Origin of the sequence: Peribacillus sp. NPDC096622 (assembly GCF_044762665.1) — a bacterium.
GTDB lineage: Bacteria > Bacillota > Bacilli > Bacillales > DSM-1321 > Peribacillus > Peribacillus frigoritolerans_B.
In genome coordinates, this window is record NZ_JBIWES010000004.1 from 235,475 (window position 1) to 253,918 (window position 18,444).

The 18,444-nt window shown below is 39.4% G+C and carries 21 protein-coding genes and 1 riboswitch; of the genes, 6 read left to right on the forward strand and 15 right to left on the reverse strand.

The annotated features are described in order from the left end of the window. Nucleotides 1-227 precede the first annotated feature (227 nt). Entirely contained in the window at nt 228-1,589 is a 1,362-nt protein-coding gene (gene glpT / locus ACIQYG_RS09985) for a glycerol-3-phosphate transporter (RefSeq protein WP_402837562.1), read from the forward strand. 271 nt (nt 1,590-1,860) lie between these two features. Here glpT and aspA read toward each other — a convergent pair whose 3' ends face one another. Further along, a complete protein-coding gene (aspA, locus tag ACIQYG_RS09990; protein ID WP_402837564.1) occupies nt 1,861-3,291 on the reverse strand; it encodes an aspartate ammonia-lyase in 1,431 nt (476 codons plus the stop codon). Nucleotides 3,292-3,314: 23 nt separating this feature from the next. After that, a complete protein-coding gene (locus ACIQYG_RS09995; protein WP_402837906.1) occupies nt 3,315-4,304 on the reverse strand; it encodes an asparaginase in 990 nt (329 codons plus the stop codon). A 230-nt stretch (nt 4,305-4,534) separates the two neighbouring features. Here ACIQYG_RS09995 and ACIQYG_RS10000 point away from each other — a divergent pair, with 230 nt between their 5' ends. Then, a complete protein-coding gene (locus ACIQYG_RS10000) occupies nt 4,535-4,909 on the forward strand; it encodes a helix-turn-helix domain-containing protein (protein ID WP_402837567.1) in 375 nt (124 codons plus the stop codon). A 567-nt stretch (nt 4,910-5,476) separates the two neighbouring features. On the opposite strand, the gene ACIQYG_RS10005 is transcribed toward ACIQYG_RS10000, so the two are convergent. The 7 genes from ACIQYG_RS10005 to ACIQYG_RS10035 all read right to left on the reverse strand — a co-directional run bounded on the left by ACIQYG_RS10005 (nt 5,477) and on the right by ACIQYG_RS10035 (nt 11,845). Next, entirely contained in the window at nt 5,477-5,644 is a 168-nt protein-coding gene (locus ACIQYG_RS10005) for a hypothetical protein (protein ID WP_162878727.1), read from the reverse strand. A gap of 248 nt (nt 5,645-5,892) precedes the next feature. Beyond that, nucleotides 5,893-6,855: a homocysteine S-methyltransferase gene (gene mmuM, locus ACIQYG_RS10010; protein ID WP_402837570.1), complete on the reverse strand. Its 963-nt coding sequence runs from the start codon at nt 6,853-6,855 to the stop codon at nt 5,893-5,895. Continuing rightward, the gene (gene mmuP, locus ACIQYG_RS10015) at nt 6,845-8,239 is read right to left on the reverse strand and encodes an S-methylmethionine permease (RefSeq protein WP_402837572.1); all 1,395 of its coding nucleotides are present in this window, start codon (nt 8,237-8,239) and stop codon (nt 6,845-6,847) included. The genes mmuM and mmuP overlap by 11 nt, the downstream gene beginning before the upstream one ends. Nucleotides 8,240-8,322: 83 nt before the next feature. After that, nucleotides 8,323-8,425, reverse strand: a riboswitch (SAM riboswitch). A 235-nt stretch (nt 8,426-8,660) separates the two neighbouring features. Then, nucleotides 8,661-9,269: a flavin reductase family protein gene (locus ACIQYG_RS10020; protein ID WP_402837575.1), complete on the reverse strand. Its 609-nt coding sequence runs from the start codon at nt 9,267-9,269 to the stop codon at nt 8,661-8,663. An 18-nt stretch (nt 9,270-9,287) separates the two neighbouring features. Continuing rightward, complete coding sequence (locus ACIQYG_RS10025) at nt 9,288-9,896, reverse strand: alpha/beta hydrolase (RefSeq protein ID WP_402837907.1); 609 nt, start codon at nt 9,894-9,896, stop codon at nt 9,288-9,290. Beyond that, complete coding sequence (locus ACIQYG_RS10030) at nt 9,896-10,843, reverse strand: ring-cleaving dioxygenase (RefSeq protein WP_402837577.1); 948 nt, start codon at nt 10,841-10,843, stop codon at nt 9,896-9,898. The genes ACIQYG_RS10025 and ACIQYG_RS10030 overlap by 1 nt, the downstream gene beginning before the upstream one ends. Before the next feature lie 24 nt (nt 10,844-10,867). Next, nucleotides 10,868-11,845 (reverse strand): ring-cleaving dioxygenase, encoded by a 978-nt coding sequence (locus ACIQYG_RS10035; protein WP_402837580.1) that lies wholly within the window; start codon nt 11,843-11,845, stop codon nt 10,868-10,870. A 242-nt stretch (nt 11,846-12,087) separates the two neighbouring features. Between ACIQYG_RS10035 and ACIQYG_RS10040 the strand changes: the two genes are divergently transcribed. Further along, nucleotides 12,088-12,687, forward strand: a complete 600-nt coding sequence (locus ACIQYG_RS10040; RefSeq protein WP_402837582.1) for a nitroreductase family protein — start codon at nt 12,088-12,090, stop codon at nt 12,685-12,687. 184 nt (nt 12,688-12,871) lie between these two features. Here ACIQYG_RS10040 and ACIQYG_RS10045 read toward each other — a convergent pair whose 3' ends face one another. Genes ACIQYG_RS10045 through ACIQYG_RS10055 form a run of 3 tightly spaced genes read right to left on the reverse strand, consistent with a single transcriptional unit; the run spans nt 12,872 to nt 15,209 of the window. Further along, nucleotides 12,872-13,924: an alpha/beta fold hydrolase gene (locus ACIQYG_RS10045; protein WP_402837584.1), complete on the reverse strand. Its 1,053-nt coding sequence runs from the start codon at nt 13,922-13,924 to the stop codon at nt 12,872-12,874. Then, the gene (locus ACIQYG_RS10050) at nt 13,917-14,420 is read right to left on the reverse strand and encodes a hypothetical protein (RefSeq protein WP_402837586.1); all 504 of its coding nucleotides are present in this window, start codon (nt 14,418-14,420) and stop codon (nt 13,917-13,919) included. Before ACIQYG_RS10050 ends, ACIQYG_RS10045 begins: the two co-directional genes overlap by 8 nt. Nucleotides 14,421-14,447: 27 nt before the next feature. Then, on the reverse strand, nt 14,448-15,209 hold the full coding sequence (locus ACIQYG_RS10055) for an SDR family oxidoreductase (RefSeq protein ID WP_402837909.1): 762 nt from the start codon (nt 15,207-15,209) through the stop codon (nt 14,448-14,450). A 409-nt stretch (nt 15,210-15,618) separates the two neighbouring features. Here ACIQYG_RS10055 and ACIQYG_RS10060 point away from each other — a divergent pair, with 409 nt between their 5' ends. Then, nucleotides 15,619-16,068 carry an OsmC family protein gene (locus tag ACIQYG_RS10060; protein WP_402837588.1) on the forward strand — a complete coding sequence of 150 codons (450 nt, stop codon included), beginning with the start codon at nt 15,619-15,621 and terminating at the stop codon, nt 16,066-16,068. A gap of 53 nt (nt 16,069-16,121) precedes the next feature. Here the strand turns inward: ACIQYG_RS10060 and ACIQYG_RS10065 are convergent, their stop codons facing one another. Further along, complete coding sequence (locus ACIQYG_RS10065) at nt 16,122-16,373, reverse strand: YkuS family protein (RefSeq protein ID WP_402837590.1); 252 nt, start codon at nt 16,371-16,373, stop codon at nt 16,122-16,124. Nucleotides 16,374-16,471: 98 nt separating this feature from the next. Between ACIQYG_RS10065 and ACIQYG_RS10070 the strand changes: the two genes are divergently transcribed. After that, the gene (locus ACIQYG_RS10070) at nt 16,472-16,606 is read left to right on the forward strand and encodes a YuzL family protein (RefSeq protein ID WP_101225105.1); all 135 of its coding nucleotides are present in this window, start codon (nt 16,472-16,474) and stop codon (nt 16,604-16,606) included. Nucleotides 16,607-16,734: 128 nt separating this feature from the next. On the opposite strand, the gene ACIQYG_RS10075 is transcribed toward ACIQYG_RS10070, so the two are convergent. Continuing rightward, nucleotides 16,735-16,899, reverse strand: a complete 165-nt coding sequence (locus tag ACIQYG_RS10075; protein ID WP_402837592.1) for a hypothetical protein — start codon at nt 16,897-16,899, stop codon at nt 16,735-16,737. 95 nt (nt 16,900-16,994) lie between these two features. On the opposite strand from ACIQYG_RS10075, the gene ACIQYG_RS10080 reads away from it, so the two are divergent. Next, nucleotides 16,995-17,186, forward strand: coding sequence for a hypothetical protein (locus ACIQYG_RS10080; protein WP_402837594.1), 192 nt, complete (start codon nt 16,995-16,997; stop codon nt 17,184-17,186). 30 nt (nt 17,187-17,216) lie between these two features. Here the strand turns inward: ACIQYG_RS10080 and ACIQYG_RS10085 are convergent, their stop codons facing one another. Beyond that, complete coding sequence (locus ACIQYG_RS10085) at nt 17,217-18,155, reverse strand: magnesium transporter CorA family protein (protein ID WP_402837596.1); 939 nt, start codon at nt 18,153-18,155, stop codon at nt 17,217-17,219. Between the last annotated feature and the right edge of the window lie 289 nt (nt 18,156-18,444).

Genomic DNA, 18,444 nt, shown 5'->3' on the forward strand with positions numbered 1-18,444 from the left:
CGTCAATGGCTCCTTATTTGTCCGAATGGGCACAAAAAAATGTTGACAGCGTTTTCTTATGAAGATAGTATAATTATTACAAGTTAACGATGGTGGAGATTTGGAGACTCATGCTTTAATAGGACCTTTTAAACAAAAAGGTTACTATTTGGGTATGGGTTTTTTTATGTGTCATCATCATACTTTACTTAATTAGGTTCAAAAATATCATATTTAGGAGGAATTGGATGCTCAAATTATTTAAGCCAGCTCTACCAGTTGAAAGATTACCGGAAGGAAAAATAGATTCTGAATATAAGAAACTCAGATTACAAGTTTTCATCGGTATCTTCATTGGTTATGCAGCGTATTATTTAATTCGTAAAAACTTTTCCATGGCGATGCCATATTTAAAGGAGGAAGGCTTTACAACTGGAGAGCTGGGTCTTGCATTATCAGCTATCTCGATTTCATATGGGATAAGTAAGTTTGTTATGGGAACCGTGTCAGACCGAAGTAACGCGAGGTATTTCTTGCCAGTAGGTTTGATACTTGCTGGAATCGTCAGCTTACTTATGGGACTTGTTCCATTCTTCACATCATCGGTTACAATCATGTTTATCATGTTATTCATTAATGGGTGGTTTCAAGGGATGGGCTGGCCTCCATCAGGGAGAGTCCTTGTTCACTGGTTCAGTGTAAGTGAAAGAGGAGGGAAAACGGCAATATGGAATGTTGCCCACAACGTGGGTGGTGGCTTAATGGCTCCACTGGCAATTGCAGGTGTTTCCATCTTTGCAACATTTATGGGTTCTTCATATGCAGGTTATGAAGGAATTTTTATACTACCTGCTCTAGTTGCCATATTAATAGCAATCATATCATTTATCTTAATACGTGATACACCACAATCAGTCGGATTGCCACCTATTGAAGAGTATCGTAATGATTTTCCAAATAAAATGAAAAAAACGTTTGAGACAGAACTGACAACAAAAGAGATATTATTTAAATATGTATTAAATAACAAATGGGTCTGGGCGATTGCGATTGCAAACATCTTTGTTTATTTCGTGCGTTATGGGGTACTTGATTGGGCACCAACCTATTTAAGCGAAGAAAAAGGCTTCAACATGGACGAGTCCAGTACGGCTTATTTCTTATACGAATGGGCAGGCATTCCCGGTACTTTATTATGCGGCTATATCTCTGATAAAGTTTTTAAAGGACGGCGGGGACCGGCGGGGGTTGTCTTTATGCTAGGAGTATTAATCGCAGTCCTTGTTTACTGGTTTAACCCTGCAGGCAACCCAATGATTGATATTATATCCCTAATTGCGATTGGATTCTTAATTTATGGACCTGTAATGTTAATAGGTCTGCAAGCACTGGATTTAGTTCCTAAAAAAGCTGCAGGCACTGCAGCAGGACTGACTGGCTTATTTGGATATTTAGGTGGATCTGTAGCTGCTAATGCTATTATGGGATATGTAGTTGACTTTGCAGGCTGGAATGCAGGTTTTACATTAATTACGATTTCTTGTGTACTTGCAGTAGTGGTATTTGCATTTACATGGAATGTTCGAGGACAGGAAGTAGTAAAGGGCTAACACAGGCATATTATTGAGCTCAAGCTTCCCAATCCCCCCTAGATATATTCTAAGGGGGATTGGTTTTCCATGAATAGTTTAACCCCTCCATGATTAGATCGGTAAAAATAACTGAATATTCAGCTCAGATACCCATAAGCAGCTTACGGACGGTTGGTTGGCATACCATAAATGTATAAAAAAAATGACTATGCCTTTATACCAACGGTCCTAAAGGCATAGTCATTATATCAAAAATCATAAAGATTAATGTTTTCTACCAATATACTGGTTATTGCCGATCAAAAAGAGAAGCTCCCGCTATTCCGGGTTTTGTCATCTCATAAGGGTTTAGAATCAGATCCAATTCCTCTTCTGTCAACACATCATATTGTAAACAAAGTTCGCGAACTGATTTCCCTTTCAATATCGCTTCACGGGCAATACGTGAAACCACTTCGTACCCAAGATGCGGATTGACTGCTGTAATCACTCCAACACTTTGTTCGACATAATCTTTTAAATGTTGCTCATTAGCCTCAATGCCTTCTAAACAATAATCTGTAAAGACATTGAAAGCATTGTTCATAATGCTGATTGATTGCAACAAATTGAATACAAGCACTGGCTCCATTACGTTCAACTCTAGTTGTCCTGCTTCTGATGCTAAGCAAATCGTATTATCGTTCCCGATCACTTGGAAAGCGACTTGATTAATTAATTCCGGCATTACTGGATTTACTTTTCCTGGCATGATGGATGAACCTGGTTGGCGGGCTGGAAGTGTGATTTCTCCTAATCCCGCTCTCGGACCTGAAGCCATCAAACGTAAATCATTAGCAATTTTAGACATATTCATCATACATACTTTCAATGAAGCTGACACTTCAGTATATGCATCCGTATTTTGGGTTGCATCTACTAAATGCTCTGCTCCTACAAGCGGCAAGTTACTGATTTCAGCTAAATATGTAACAACATTTTCAATGTAACGCGGATCTGCGTTCAATCCCGTTCCCACTGCTGTTGCTCCCATATTCACTTCATATAAATGTTGACGTGATTGACTGATTCGTTTTATATCCCGGTCCAACACGCGACTGTAAGCCTCAAATTCTTGACCAAGGCGAATCGGCACTGCGTCCTGAAGATGTGTGCGTCCCATTTTGATAACATGATCAAATTGTTTTGCTTTATCCTTTAAAACCCCACTCATCTTGGTCATTGTTTGTAACAATTGCTCCAAAAGTCGTAGTGTTGATAAATGAATGGCAGTTGGGAATACGTCATTTGTTGATTGTGACATGTTAACATGGCTATTTGGACTAACATGCACATAATCACCTTTGTTGTGCCCCATAAGTTCTAACGCACGGTTGGCAACGATTTCATTAATGTTCATATTCATCGAAGTACCCGCACCGCCTTGAATTGGGTCAACGATGAAATATTCATGCCACTTTCCATCGATCACTTCTTCAGAAGCTTTGACGATAGCGCTTCCAATACCATCATATAACCGTTTGGTATCCATATTCGCTAAAGCGGCCGCTTTTTTAATCATGGCTAGTGCACGAATCATTTCTTCATTGACTTTGTAACCGGTAATCGGAAAATTTTCTACTGCGCGTAAAGTTTGTATTCCATAATAAACATCTGCCGGAATTTCCTTTTCCCCAAGAAAGTCTTTCTCGATTCGGTATGTTCTCTCTTCTATCAACATTTCCTCTTGCCCCTTTGTTTGTTCTAGAATGTAATGTCCTCTGCAATCGGTGTTTCCATCATTTCCTTCACTTTTTTAGGATCCCGCGTCTTAGCTAATATCCACATCAGCTTCGGAACGATGGCTTCTGTATTCATATTTCTGGAACGAATGATGACATTCTTGTTCACTTTCCGTCCCACTTCGTAAATATCCATATCTTCCCCTTCTTCTAAACATTGGGTAGTGATGACTACGGATATTCCACATTGTACTAACTCATTCAATTTCTCTAAAATATTTCTTCCTTGGAATGGAATACCACCGCTTCCATAACTTTCAATTACGATTCCCCGACAATGATTTTTCAGAAAATCAAAGAATTCAGGCTTAATACCGGGATGCAGCTTGACCAAGGCAACTTCAGTACATAGGGAAGCATCTAACTTAGCTTCCTTATTCTTTGGTGAATGAACTGGCTTTAGATACTCAATTTTATCTTTGAATATGGTAGCAATATAAGGATAGTTAATACTTTCAAACGAATCATAGCTTTTCGTTCTCAATTTAATGGCCCTCGTACCCTGAATGACTCTGCCGTCAAAAACAACATATACTCCTCCAATATCTTCACAAGCAAACCGAATCGCATCAGAGATATTTCTTTTGGCATCTGTCTTTTTAAAGGCAATTGGGATCTGAGAACCTGTAATGACGATTGGTTTCCCTAAATCTTGTAACATATATGAGAGCGCAGCTGAAGTGTAAGCCATTGTATCTGTTCCATGGGTAATCACAAAGCCATCGTAATCTTGGTAGTGCTCATGGATGGATTGTGCCATTTCTGTCCAATCTTCCGGCTGCATATTTGTACTATCAATATTCATCAAAGGCTTACTATCAATCTGACATAGTAAATCCAATCCCGGTAGGTGACCTAAAATTTCGTCAGCTTTCATTTCTGGAACTAGTCCATTTTTTCCTTCTAACGATGCAATTGTACCACCTGTAGTAATCAACATCAACTTCTTCATTTTTGATTTCAACTTTTCCAATATACTACCCCCTAAAAAGCCTCCCTGTTTCACTATCACTCTAATCATCTCAGAAAAGGTTGTTTTCGCTGTAAATGTACATGTTACGCGTACACCACATGTTATTATAGTCATGTTTCATAGTGAAATCAAGCTAAAGTTATTCATTACGCGTACACTTTTTTCAAAATGATGTTATAATGGATTTATATAAAAGGAGAGTAATAATAATGATTTTAAAAAGATTGACTACATTAAGGAAGGCCAAAAGGTGGTCTTTGCAATATACTGCTGACAGACTCGGAATCGCCAAGAGTACCTATGCAGGTTACGAATCGGGCCACCGCCGCCCTTCATTAGAAACGATTAATTTATTGGCAGGCTTATATGATACATCCACTGATTACATTCTAGGCCGAGTGGATTATCCATATAAGGATATTAACACAGAGTCACCTCAAGTAATGGAATTAACGGATTTATCAGATATGGAGCTAGCTGTCGATGGAATCTCTCTTTCTGAAGAGGAAACGATTCAATTTATCGCTTTTATTAGAGCTAAACGAGAAGTGGAAATCAATCGCGATAAACAAAATGAAACATAGCAGACATTGAGTTTAAGACTTGTATTTGGGGAACGAACAGTACTTTATCAGCAGGTTCTTATACTACCTGGCATGTTTATTAAAACCGTAAAACACCGCGGCTTTCACCAATTAGGTAAGTCGGTTCTGATCAATCGTTAAGTTCGCCCTTTTTGACGCTGCACGAAACGATTTCTGGACGACAAGAGAATATACTAATAATGCCCCTTGTTTAGAAATTTAAGTTTTATTAACTATATAGAAGAAAGTCGGCTTATTAAAAGGTCATCCATCTTCATTATTCTGTTTTCTTCATTAACTTATTTCCTTTTCCATCAAGGGAAGTTTGATTTCAGTTTAATCTCCGATTTTACTCTTGGTTTATTTGCAATGAAAGAAAAAACCATGGCACAGCTCATGGTTTTCCCCCGTCTGAAAATCAAGCCCAAACAAGAAGCAACATGAAGTTGAGGTTATGTCATTAATTCATGTGCTTATATTATTGGAATACGAAATTTAATAATCCCCTTAAAGAAATGGAAAATTGCTCAATATAATGACTCAACAAATATACTGCATCTCAATATATTAAGGCATCTCATCTTCTTTTTCCCGATTTTTGAAAGCTTCATGTGTGACAATATCCTCAATCTGTTCATACTGGCGACTGTGTTCCTTCTCTTCGCTAATTCTATTATTGGGTAAATTTCCTGGATGTCCTTTTTCTTTGTGATTAAAATTTTTACCACGGCTCATAACTCATTCTCTCCTTTCTATTCATTGTTTGTATAGTTTTCCCAAGCACGAAAAAAATATGATTTAATTTCTCTTTTTACTGTTTTGCAGCAGGGTGGATTACAACCTTTTCAAATAACTCGAATCTGAAAAAAAGAGCCCCAAAAAGAACAGGAACTGCCAGATTATGACGCTTCCTGTTCTTTTTGTTTATAGGTTTACCCACTACTTACATAATTAATAAAAACATTTTTGATGACAAAGAATGGCTAGGAGGATATTACCACGGAAGGTCGCCACTTCCTTGAAATGTCTGCAATATGATCAGGAGCCGTTCTGCAACATCCCCCAATTATACGTGCCCCCGCATGGTGCCATTCTTCAGATTTCAGGTCGAGCCTGTTACATGATTCTTGACCATGCCATGTTTTAGTTTCTGGATTATATGATTCACCGGAATTCGGATAAACGATAATTGGTTTATGCGTGTTTGCACGCAACACCTGTATGGCTTCCGTGATAATTGATACAGGCGCACAGTTAATGCCAATTGCGGCAATTTGCTCACTGTCCCCAAACAATCTGGTACAGTCCTCCAGCAATGTACCATCACTTATCGCTTTTTCATTTTTCAAAGAAAAGGATAGCCAAGCGTAAACTTCTGGATAATCTTTCAATAATGAATGTAATACTTTTGCTTCTTGCAGGGAAGGAATCGTTTCAAATGCTAAAATGTCAGCTCCTGCTTCAATCAAAGCTGATATTCGCGAGCGATGAAATGCCGCTAACGTTTCATCTGAAACACCATAGTTCCCTACATACTCTGACCCATCTGCAAGATAAGCCCCATAAGGTCCAACTGATGCAGCAACCAATGGCTTAGGTCTAATCGTTTGATATTCTTCCTTCCAAAATTCATCTCTTGCTTTTCTTGCAAGTAAAACCGTTTTCCGGATTAGATCCAATGCCTCTTTTTCTTGTATTCCGCGGAGGGCGAAACCTTCAACTGTTGCTTGGTAGCTTGCCGTTATCGCACAGTCAGCACCAGCTCGAAAGTAGTCAGAGTGAACCTGGTAAATCACTTCTGGATTTTCAAGTAATACTCGTGCAGACCACAGGGGATCGTCCAAATCACACCCATGCCTTTCAAGCTCTGTAGCTAAAGCCCCGTCCAAAATCATGACTGAATGATCTCGTAAGATTGTTTCAATTGGGTTAATTTTATTCTTCATGATTTACTCCTCTTTTCTTATAAGTTTGTGTCAGATAATAACTTCCATAGCAAAACAAAATAAAAGGAATGCCACAATATAATGCAATTCTTTGTGTAGGATCAAATGCAATTCCTATGCAAGAAGCAAGACATAGCATAAAAGAAACGATTGGTACGAGTGGATATAATGGTGTATGATAAGCCAAATCATTGACTGAGTTTCCTTCGTTTATATATCGTCTGCGAAATAGGAACTGTGACGCGCTGATACTCATCCAAACCATAACCACGGCTAGTCCAGAAATGGATACAAGCACTATGTATACAGTATCCGGTGCAATAATACTCGAGAAAAGTGATAGAACACCGCCCAACATACTGAAAAGGACTGCATATACCGGAACACCCCGTTTTGTCAATTTTGCAAATATTGGTGATATAGTTTTCTTATCTGCAAGTGACCAAAGCATCCTGGATGAGGCATATAGTCCTGAGTTTGCAGCGGACAAAATGGCCGTCAATATAACAAAGTTCATAATATCCGCTGCATATGGCACTCCAATTCGTTCTAGAACGGCAACAAAGGGGCTCTCTAATACGCTTGCATCCGAAACAGGCAATAATGCGGATAATACAACGATGGTTCCTACAAAAAAGATAATCAATCTCCATAATGTCATACGGATTGCCTTTGGTATCGTTTTTTCTGGATTCACAGTTTCCCCAGCTGCAATTCCGATTAATTCAGTTCCAGAAAATGCAAAATTCACCGCGAGCATCGTCATTAGAATGGCAAAGGCACCATTTGGAAATAAACCAGCACTTGTAAAATTGGAAAATAACGGAGCTGATTGTGCGTTAATTATTGGAATAAAACCTACCATTGCCGCAGCTCCCAGAATAATAAATATTACGATAGCGAATACCTTTATAGACGCAAACCAGAATTCGGATTCAGCGAAAAACTTAACGGTCCATGCATTTAATGCCAAGACCAAAATGGCGAATAGAGCACTCCATATCCAGACACTGATTGATGGAAACCATCTCTGCATCAACAATCCTGCAGCCGTGAATTCCGAACCTAGTGCAACAGTCCAGGTTAGCCAATACAACCAGGCTACTGTATACCCTGTCCCTGGTCCGATGTATTTGGCTGCGTAACTATGAAACGCACCTGTCTCGGGCATATGCACTGACAGTTCACCTAGACATAGCATGACAAGATAAACCACTAATGCACCAATCAGATACGAAAGGATGGTGCCAAACGGACCAGCCTGGTGAATCGTATAACCCGAACTTAAGAATAAACCAGTACCAATCACCCCGCCAAGCGATAGCATTATTATATGCCGTGCTTGCATTTGCCTTTGAAAATCATGCTTCCTTTTGTTCTCCATTCTTACTCTCCTTAATCTTGCATCCAGAAAAAACGAAAACGCACTCTAAAAAAGAGTGCGTTACTGACAAATAAACACGTACGGTCTTATCTATCAAGGTTTCACCCCCTGGAATTAGCACAGTGTCTTTGTGGACCTGCTGCTGAGGTTTCATAGGGCCAGTCCCTCCACCTCTCTGGATAAGAAATTATTTTTTTTATAACTTTATCAATCTATAAAAAAATTGTCAAGTTTTGTTTCGTAGTGTAAAGACTTCCATTTAATTACTAATGTTCATGGCGCCTGCGTCATTAATATTAAAATGATTGCTTATTTTTGGAACTTTCGCGTAATAAAAATTGCAAATAAAGCTAACCGGGATCATATTGGTTTTTAAAAAATGACGACATCTTATAAGATGTCGCCATTTTTATCTTTTTCCTTAAGGACGTTCTATTTCAAATAATTCCCCTAGTTTTGTATAGGTATGACCTGCTAATCTTGCTACAGGTTTTAGCCCATTCTGATCAATTCGGCCATTATGGTAAATATCTTGCTCTATATGATAGCAGACTATTTTCCCTATCAGTAAATCACAACCAGGTTCATTCTTGGAACCTGCCAATGGTATCGATTGCTCTAATGTACATTCAAAACGTACCTTCGCTTCTAGCAATCCTGGTACGGATACCTTATCACTAACAGTCGGCGTGAAATTAGTAAGACCCAATTCACTTTCGTCAGATGGGAGTTCCTTTGCCGTTCGATTTGCATCAGCAACATTATTTTCATCAGTGATATGAACAACGAATTCACCTATTTGAATTGCATTACGGGCTGTGTCCTTTGAAACTCCTTTTTTCCGTTGAACAGAAATGGAAATCATCGGAGGGTTTGAACTAACTATGTTAAAAAAGCTGAACGGCGCTATATTGATCGTACCGGTTTCGGATTGTGTCGTAACCAGCGCAATAGGTCTAGGTATAATGCTTCCAGTCAAAAACTTATAATTATCCCGTTCAGTCAGACTTTCAGGATTAATAGAAATCATCTTCATTCCCTCTCATTCTTATAAAAATTTCTTTTGAAACCAGGAACCTGCTGCCTCAACCTCTGAACGTGTTAACTGATGACCGTGATTTTCCCACTGAACTTCAACTGTAGCGCCAGCTTGCAGTAAAAGTTGATTAAGTTCATCAGTTTCTGCTGCCGGGCAAATCGGATCGTTTTTTCCTGCAGCAATAAATACAGGAATATCCGAGAGGGAAGGCAAAGCGATCCCTCGTCTAGGAACCATTGGATGATGAAGAATCGCTCCTTGTAATGCCCCCTCGTAATGGAACAGCAAACTTGCCGCTATATTTGCACCATTGGAATAACCTAATGCCACCACTCTGTCACGGTCGAAGTCATATTTTCCGGACGCCAATTCCAAGAAGTCATAAAGTTCCTTCGTTCGGAAGATCAAATCCTCTTCATCAAAAACCCCTTCAGCTAACCGTCGGAAATAACGAGGCATTCCGTTTTCAAGTACATTTCCCCGTACGCTCAATATGGATGAACCAGGTGAAACCATTTCCGATAATGGCAAGAGATCTGTTTCCGTTCCTCCAGTGCCATGTAAAAGCAATAGTAACGGAGCTTCTGGATTACTTCCTTTTTGAAAAATATGTTTCATCATTTATCCTCCTCTAGTACTCTCGGCACTGCCGGCAGTAACGTTTTTTCCATAACTTCCCGTTTTTCTTCCAACCATGGCGGCAGCATTAATTTACTGCCCATCGTTTCCTTCGTTTCATCATGAGCAAAGCCAGGTGGATCTGTGGCAACTTCAAAGAGTATGCCTCCATCTTCCCTGAAATAAATGGCATCGAAGTATTGACGGTCTGTAAAGGGTGTCACACCATAGCCATGGTTACCGATATGCTCCCTCCATTCTTTATGATCTTCATTATCGCTCGCACGCCATGCAATGTGATGGACAGTTCCCACTCCGATTTTACCGTTTGGTAAAACCGTTTTTTTAACATCGATCAAATTTCCAATATCCGATGTGGATCTGAAGCGGATGAAATCTCCCTCTTCCCCAATCTTTTGCAAGCCCATCACTTCCACTAATAGTTCCATCGTTTTGATCGGTTTTGACGTCAATAATACAGCACCGCCGAATCCCTTGACCGCCTTATCAGCTGGTACACCGCCGAATGACCACTCGCTATTTTTACCTTCTTTACGCTCAACCAGTTCAAGTTGCAAACCATGTGGGTCTTGGAATTCCAGATATTCCTCACCGAAACGTGAAACCTTTTCAAAGTCTATGTTAAACTTATCCAAACGCTTTTCCCAGAAGCCAATTGATCCCTCCGGAACGGCATACGTTGTAATCCCCACTTGTCCGGAGCCAATTGTCCCTCGGTATGCCTCAGGCCAAGGAAAGAAAGTGATGATAGTGCCCGGTGAACCGGATTCATCTCCGAAATATAAATGGTAGGTACCTGGATCATCAAAATTAACGGTTTTTTTCACCATACGCATTCCCAATACTCCAGCATAAAAATCCACATTCTCTTGAGGGTTGCCTACAATTGCGGTTATATGATGTATTCCTGCATTTTGCTTTTGCATGCCGATTACTTCCTTTCCGGTTAATTAATTAGTTGACTTTGTATTCAGTGGTTTTAAATTCGCTTCAATATCCTTTCTTTTCGATTCCAAAAAAGGTGGCAGAGCAAGGTTCTCACCTAGGTGCTGCTCAGCTTCATCCACTTCAAAACCAGGTCCATCAGTAGCTAGTTCAAATAATATGCCATTCGGCTCCCTAAAATAGAGTGAACGGAAATAAAAGCGGTCCACATATCCAGAGTTCACGAATTTCGATTCACTAATTTTTTCTACCCATTTTCTCAATTCTTCTTCAGTATCCACCCGGAAGGCAACATGGTGTACTCCACCTCTCCCCAACCTTTCCCGAGGTATGTCATTCCTTTCTTCAATATGGAGTTCCGCTCCTGTCCCCCCCTCACCCGTCTCATAAACGACTATCGGATTTTGCCCCCTGATTGTCGATGGGTATGTGCCTGATTTCCTGAACCCCAATACCTCGATAAGAACACTTTCTGTTTGTGCAATATTGGGTACTGTAAGTTTTACTGGCCCTAATCCAAGGATGGAAAACTCTTTCGGTACTGGGCTGCCATCCCACGGAAATCCTCCTTGAACGCCGTTATTATCCTGATCGGAAACCAGAAGAAGCCTCTGCCCTTCAGGATCTTTAAAAGAAAGCACCTTTCTTTCAAAACGGCTCGATATTTCATCATGCTCAATATTGAATTCCACAAACCGTTTTTTCCAATATCCTAGCGCTTCATCATCCCTCACCCTTAAAGAAATTTCTGAAATGCTATTGTTTCCCTCATGAGTGCGGGCAGCATTTGGAATTTCAAAAAACGTCAATTCCGTTCCCGGTGAACCAATTTGATCTCCATAAAATAAGTGATACACACGAACATCATCTTGATTCACCGTTTTTTTGATTAATCGCATTCCTAAGACTTTTGTGTAGAATTCAAAGTTATTTCCCGCTTTTGCTGTAATCGCCGAAACATGATGTAATCCTTTTAATTCCATCCGTACCACTCCTATCTTTATAAATCTCCCCTTAAGGAGATGAAATAATCCGCAAATAATATCTCGAATTCAAGGTATTTAACCTAACATAATACTTTTAATGCAAATATCTTGATTTAAAGATAAACGACAGGGATAAAATTGTCAACCATTTTCATTCAAATAATTTCACCCGGATTCACTTATTATAAAATAAAAAATTCAGGTCAAAATAAATCGGTATAAGAATGGAGGTGTGATATATGGTTAAAGATTTTTTTAGCGCAATTGAAGATAGACGCTCTTATTATTCCCTTAGCAAGGAATATGTTGTTCCTGATAAAAGGATTAAAGAAGTTATCGATCATGCCGTTCAATACTCCCCTTCCGCTTTCAACTCCCAAAGTGCAAGAGTGATTGTATTAACTGGTCAAAGCCACGACCAATTATGGCATATCACGAAAGAAACATTAAGAAAAGCAGTCGGTGACAAAGATTTTAAAAAAACGGAAGAAAAAATGAGGTCATTTATAAATGGGTATGGAACGGTTTTATTCTTTGAAGACCAAGCCATAATAAATAGGCTCCAAGAAAAATACAAAACGAATGCCGAAAATTTTCAGATTTGGTCGAACCAATCGTCTGCCATTTTACAATTTGTAGTATGGACTTCCTTGGAAATTGAGGGGTTCGGTGCGAGCCTTCAGCATTATAATCCTTTAATCGATGACGAAGTGAGAAAGACATGGGATATATCATGCGATTGGAAACTCATCGCCCAGATGCCCTTTGGAAAACCCACTGCAGAACCTGGCGATAAAGACTTCTCACCACTTGAAGAACGTGTGAACTATTATCATTGATACAATAGGGGCTTGCTCTACATAACGAGCCAGCCCTTTCATTTATTTGGATTTAGTAATCCGGAAATGTTGCAAAAAATTTTGAAAATATCAATGACGCAAAGCCTATATTCTCTATAACCGGCAGGATTTTTATATCTTCACTGGCTTTCAACACGCACATTTCACATCCCCCTAGTAATCTTTATTGTATTGGTGAAGAACGCCCTGGCAGCCATTCCTTCAAATAATATGGGAGTATACCGGAATATTGTTTAGCAGCATGTCCACTTTTCAGTAGGCTATATGTCTTATCCTTACATGTTAAATGCTCCATTACCGGATATATCATTTCCTGTGGGACCAGTCGATCATACTTACTTGCTATGACCAAAACACTCGCATCAATTTTCGATAGCTTCGCCTTTTTTCCCCTTACCATAAAACCACCATTAACCAAGCTATTTTTTATCAATAAATCCTTGGTTATTTGTTTTGCGGCTGCTCCTGATAAAGGTACATGCCCATTAGCCCAAGCATTGAAGCGACGCCAATTTTGAACGTATTTCTCATCATCCGCTTGATTCAATAAAGATAAATAGGGTGATATATAGACGGGGGATGTAATTAACCGGATTCCATATTTAACTGCACTGGCTGGTATCGTTTGATAAATATCTATTGTCTCGTCAAAATCCGCTGTTCCTTCTTTCAACGCTTTTTGCCATTGATCAAAAAATTCTGAGGCACTGAAATCCACCGGGGTCACGGAAAGAATCAAATTCTTGATCGGCTCGTCTGCAATGGCAGCATATATTGCGGCTATTGTACCGCCGAGGCAAAACCCCATCACTGTAATTTCTGATGCTCCAGCGTGGCGTAATGCACGCTGCACTCCTTTTTGAATATAATCGACGATATAATCTTCGATCGATATTTCACCATCTTCAAATCCGGGGCTTCCAAAATCAAGCAAATATACATCAAAACCTTCATTTACAAAAGATTCTATTAAACTATTCCCAGGGGACAAATCAAGAATCAACGGAGTATTGATTAGTGAATATATAAGAAAAACCGGTACATCATATTTTTTTTGTGCTGACGGATAAAACCAAAGCGTTGATTTGTTTTTTTTCCACACCGCTATTTTCGGCGTCAGTCCCATTTCAGGCATTGGCTGATTGGGAATATCCAATAAATGTTGCCATTTAGTTTTGGATTCAGATTGATTTTTCGGTACTTTCCGCTTAGACATTTGAATTCCCCTGTCCAACTGAATCGAACTCAGGCAACAGTGAGCTTAACAATAAGGAGTTATTCATAAAATCAGATATCCTTTTTTTACTCCCTTCCATTTCATTGGATGCCAACCTTGATTTCTTTTTCATACTGCGGGATGAATTGGCATTGCCGTTATTGCGACTTGAAGATTTACCTCCGGCATTCCGCCCCTTATCCTCAACAAGTGTAGAAACCAACTCTTCTAACCTATCAATTTTTTCTTCGAGTTGGATGACTAATTTCGCTAAACTCGCCACATCTCTTTTTGTTGGGTAATTCATGATGATGGACATTCTTTCTGAGGCTTCCTGCAGCCTATTTATTCTTGGAACCTGCATTTGTGCATTATCGCTCACTCTTTCAATTAATTCGCGATTATTCAGCAGATTTTGAATTTTACTATTCAGCTGCTGCTCTTTTTGTGTGCCTAGTAATTTAAGCCCTTTATAAAAATTGGATTTTTCCGTCATATATTCCTTCCTTCCTTTCTTCTTCGTTTACACTAATGCCGATATTCCCCCGTCAATGATCATAATATGACCCACCATATAGTCAGAAGCCTGTGAGGCTAAAAATACGGCGGCACCCTTCAAATCATCTTCATCGCCAAACCTGCCAGCCGGAGTTTTACCTAATATGTCATAGTTAGACTTTTCAAGAATTTTCTTTGTGATTTTAGTCGGGAAAAATCCAGGTGCTATTGCATTGACTTGGATGCCGTATCTAGCAAGTTTAACTCCTAAATCCTTGGTCATTGTGATGATGGCACCCTTACTGGTGTTATAAGCAATCGTATCCAAAAGCTCAGGAAATGTCCCGCCAAGACCTGTCACCGATGCAATATTTATGATTTTTCCGGAATTTTGCTGCTTCATGACCTTTGCTACAGCCTGTGAAAACAGGAATGTACCTGTAACGTTAACATTCAATACTTTTTCCCACTTATCCTTGGGAAGATCCAAAAGCGGACCTGACCAGGACGTACCGCTATTATTGACAAGAATATCGATCGTGCCGAATTGAGCAACCGTTTCCTGAACGACATGTTCAATGGCACTCACATCCGTGATATCACATTCAAAGGCAACGGCATTAACACCCATCGATTGCAAGTCTTCACATACCTCCTTACATACAGGTAGATTTCGTGAAGCGATGACTATATTTGCGCCAGCTTCTCCCAACGCCATGGCGATCTGTTTGCCCAGTCCTCTGCCGCCGCCGGTAATGATAGCCGTTTTATTAGTCAAATCGAACATATTACTCAGTGTAGTCAACTTTTCAGCCCTTCCTTACTAAAGTATTATTTATATAAAACCGTCTATATCATTATAGAAAAGCCTATCCAATATTGTGCTTAAAATAGCCTAATGCCTCTGCCTTTTGTTTTCATCAACATGTATCCCCATATATCAATAAGAATGCTTCTGTCAGTTGAGCATACTGGAAACGTAATTCGGCAGGACGGTAATTTATTTGATCGATTCATACCTTAGCTCGACACAGCGGTAGACTTTTCGACCGATTCCATAATTTTTTCATCTTTCTGGCGGATTATACGGCCGTTTCAAAACTCAGCGGATCGATGGAAAATTTGACTGAGTGAGCAAAATCGGATACTTAACCTGTTTTGTCGTTTACACTATAGAATAGTAAGGAGGTTAAAAAATGACGATACATCACTTTCATTTAACTGCGGAGTGGCCCGGCGGCAGAAATGATATCGGCACGATTCATTCAGGGAATCTTCAAACACAGATAAGTATTCCTACGGAAATGGACGGACCAGGGATTGGTACCAATCCCGATGAAATGCTGCTTGGGGCTGCATCAACCTGCTATATCATTACCTATGCTGCCATGTTAGAGCGAGCCCATATAGAAAAAGAGAGCTTGACCATGCAATCGGAAGCGTTAGTGGATGTTACGAATGGTGTATTCACCTACAAGAAAATCATTCATCGCCCTGCACTTATATTAGTGCCGGGTACTTCTGAAAAAACGGCTGAAAAAGCGAGGAAACTTGCAGAAAAAGCTGAAACTTCATGTATGATTTCCAGAGCGATCAAAGGTAATGTAGCGGTGGAATTGATTGCTACCATTTCCATAGCACGGTAGCCTTGAAAACAGAAAAAGTGCCTAACCCTATATCGGTTTAGGCACTTTTTGAACTATTGAATGGTGTTCACTTTATTTTCAACCTCGCGGCACACTTCATCAGCCGTTAAACCATTTGCCTCAATGATAGACGCTTTTAATGAAGTATCGCTTATACCCATCACATTACTATCCAAACCTGTTACCACACAACAATCCACGTTTTTTGCGTCAGCTTCTTGTTTAATTTCCACAACATCAAAACCTTTTTCACGAAGTGCTTCCTGAATATTCGTTAATGATTCTTCAACACCGATTTTTGACATCAACACACACCTCCTCTACCTTCTAACCTGTCCTTTTCACCCTCAATATATGTATAGGATGCAAAGGAAATAGGGAAAGTAATACCGAGGTGATAAACATGAATGGAAAAAACAAGAAAGATGCTTCACAAACTCGTTTAGGTTCTTCTCAGGTAGAGGGGCAAGGTACCACTACAAAAGAAACCGGGTCCTTCACTCAACCCTCTTCACTTAAAAAGCAAAAGCGTTCCTGATAAAAGAGAATCCTAAATCAACCTTGTAATCCCGACCATGATACGCAAAAAAAACGCTTGGCTTATCCGCCAAGCGTTTTCCACTGCATGATCCTGTGTTGCTTTACTTAGACGTTCAGGGTCTTCTCTTACATATTTTGCTTTCTGATTTCCTCTTGGATCTTTAGATCATTCAATTGATTTCCATCTATTGTTTTTGAATCCATTTTTCCTTTATCGGCTCCATCTGGGTTTAAATCACTTGCCCTTAAATTATTATTGGTAGCTGCTTGCTCGTTCCATTTGGTCATCATGATCTCCTCCTCAGTCCTTTATCCTTCCCAAACCTAAGAATATTCATGAATACACCCCATCATTTATTGCAAAGATAGAAATGGAGGTGGTTTTTTTGGAACCAAACAAACCCGGCAATAAGAATGTACCGGATTTTAAAGAGTTGAACGATCGTATCATCAGAGAAGCATCACAGAGTCCCCGTTTGGTGATTAAAACAAATTTGGATGCAAAGAATGTAAATGATGAGAACCCTTATACAGATCGCATTAATAGTGAAGGATTTGCTGATTTTTTTGAGGAATAAAACAAAACCGGCTTAATAGGCCGGTTAATTTTAAAAATATTTTTTCTTCCAAAAAATGAATGCCGTCGTCCCTGCCAAAGTGATGGCAATTAATAATGTAAAAATGAAAGCAAACCGATTATGTTCAAATGGCAGCTCAACATTCATTCCGTAAAAACTTGCCACCATCGTCGGCAGCGTTAATATGATGGTCACTGATGTTAGAAACTTCATGGCATTATTGACATTATTGGAAATGATCGAAGCGAACGCATCCATCATGCCGCTTAGAATGGAAAGATACACTTCTGCCATTTCTATAGCCTGGGCATTTTCGATGATTACATCCTCAAGCAATTCTTTATCTTCTTCATACATTTTCAAATAATTAAAACGGAGGATCTTATCAAGCACTACACGATTGGATTTCAATGATGTCGTAAAATAAACCAGGCTTTTTTCCAAAGCAAGGAAAGTGTATAATTCTTTATTTTTCATTGACTGATGCAACTCACGTTCGGCTTCATTAGTCATCTTGTTAATCTGTTTCAGGTAACGTAAATAATAGGATGAAATCTCGAATAATAATTGTAAAGCAAACCTCGTTTTCTTATTGGTGAAAAAACCTTTGATCTTATTGTTTTTGAAATTCGCCAATATCGGTGTTTCTTTCAAAGATACCGTAATGAAACAGTCTTTGGTAAAGATCATTCCTATAGGAATCGTTTCAAAGATCGGTAAGTCGGCTTCGTCCCTAGTCAAATATGGGAAGTCGACAATAATTAAAACATTATCATCCTCTTTTTCGATTCGGGGCCTTTCCTCATCATCCAGTGGATCTTTCATGAAATTGACCGGTAACTTCAAAGTCGTGCATATATATTCTATTTCAGTTTCTGTGGGCGCGACAATGTTCACCCAGGAACCTTTTGTCATTTCCTCGATATTGTTCAGGTGACGGTTATCATCCGTCTTGTAGATTTCAATCATTTTTTGACCTCCTCTTCTATAGAGAAAGCCTTATTTACCTTCTTCGAGCAGATACTCAGGGAGAATAACAGTCTCGACTTCTAGCATCATATTGGCTTCCTCTTGCTTTCTGGGTTCAGGATCATAAGAACTGCTGCTCACTCGTATCCACTTCCTTTCGATTCTTTAATCTTAATCCTTATTCATTTAAAGCACAATAAAGAATTTAATACCTTGAATCCTTATCTAGAATTCACAATAATCCGACTTTTCTCGATTGATGAAGGAAATCTCTACAAAAAAAACGCTT

Coding starts and splice junctions, on each gene's coding strand:
- glpT (WP_402837562.1), top strand. CDS start 228: ATGCTCAAATTATTTAAGCCAGCTCTACCAGTTGAAAGATTACCGGAA.
- aspA (WP_402837564.1), bottom strand. CDS start 3,291: ATGTTGATAGAAGAGAGAACATACCGAATCGAGAAAGACTTTCTTGGG.
- ACIQYG_RS09995 (WP_402837906.1), bottom strand. CDS start 4,304: ATGAAGAAGTTGATGTTGATTACTACAGGTGGTACAATTGCATCGTTA.
- ACIQYG_RS10000 (WP_402837567.1), top strand. CDS start 4,535: ATGATTTTAAAAAGATTGACTACATTAAGGAAGGCCAAAAGGTGGTCT.
- ACIQYG_RS10005 (WP_162878727.1), bottom strand. CDS start 5,644: ATGAGCCGTGGTAAAAATTTTAATCACAAAGAAAAAGGACATCCAGGA.
- mmuM (WP_402837570.1), bottom strand. CDS start 6,855: ATGAAGAATAAAATTAACCCAATTGAAACAATCTTACGAGATCATTCA.
- mmuP (WP_402837572.1), bottom strand. CDS start 8,239: ATGGAGAACAAAAGGAAGCATGATTTTCAAAGGCAAATGCAAGCACGG.
- ACIQYG_RS10020 (WP_402837575.1), bottom strand. CDS start 9,269: ATGATTTCTATTAATCCTGAAAGTCTGACTGAACGGGATAATTATAAG.
- ACIQYG_RS10025 (WP_402837907.1), bottom strand. CDS start 9,896: ATGAAACATATTTTTCAAAAAGGAAGTAATCCAGAAGCTCCGTTACTA.
- ACIQYG_RS10030 (WP_402837577.1), bottom strand. CDS start 10,843: ATGCAAAAGCAAAATGCAGGAATACATCATATAACCGCAATTGTAGGC.
- ACIQYG_RS10035 (WP_402837580.1), bottom strand. CDS start 11,845: ATGGAATTAAAAGGATTACATCATGTTTCGGCGATTACAGCAAAAGCG.
- ACIQYG_RS10040 (WP_402837582.1), top strand. CDS start 12,088: ATGGTTAAAGATTTTTTTAGCGCAATTGAAGATAGACGCTCTTATTAT.
- ACIQYG_RS10045 (WP_402837584.1), bottom strand. CDS start 13,924: ATGTCTAAGCGGAAAGTACCGAAAAATCAATCTGAATCCAAAACTAAA.
- ACIQYG_RS10050 (WP_402837586.1), bottom strand. CDS start 14,420: ATGACGGAAAAATCCAATTTTTATAAAGGGCTTAAATTACTAGGCACA.
- ACIQYG_RS10055 (WP_402837909.1), bottom strand. CDS start 15,209: ATGTTCGATTTGACTAATAAAACGGCTATCATTACCGGCGGCGGCAGA.
- ACIQYG_RS10060 (WP_402837588.1), top strand. CDS start 15,619: ATGACGATACATCACTTTCATTTAACTGCGGAGTGGCCCGGCGGCAGA.
- ACIQYG_RS10065 (WP_402837590.1), bottom strand. CDS start 16,373: ATGTCAAAAATCGGTGTTGAAGAATCATTAACGAATATTCAGGAAGCA.
- ACIQYG_RS10070 (WP_101225105.1), top strand. CDS start 16,472: ATGAATGGAAAAAACAAGAAAGATGCTTCACAAACTCGTTTAGGTTCT.
- ACIQYG_RS10075 (WP_402837592.1), bottom strand. CDS start 16,899: ATGATGACCAAATGGAACGAGCAAGCAGCTACCAATAATAATTTAAGG.
- ACIQYG_RS10085 (WP_402837596.1), bottom strand. CDS start 18,155: ATGATTGAAATCTACAAGACGGATGATAACCGTCACCTGAACAATATC.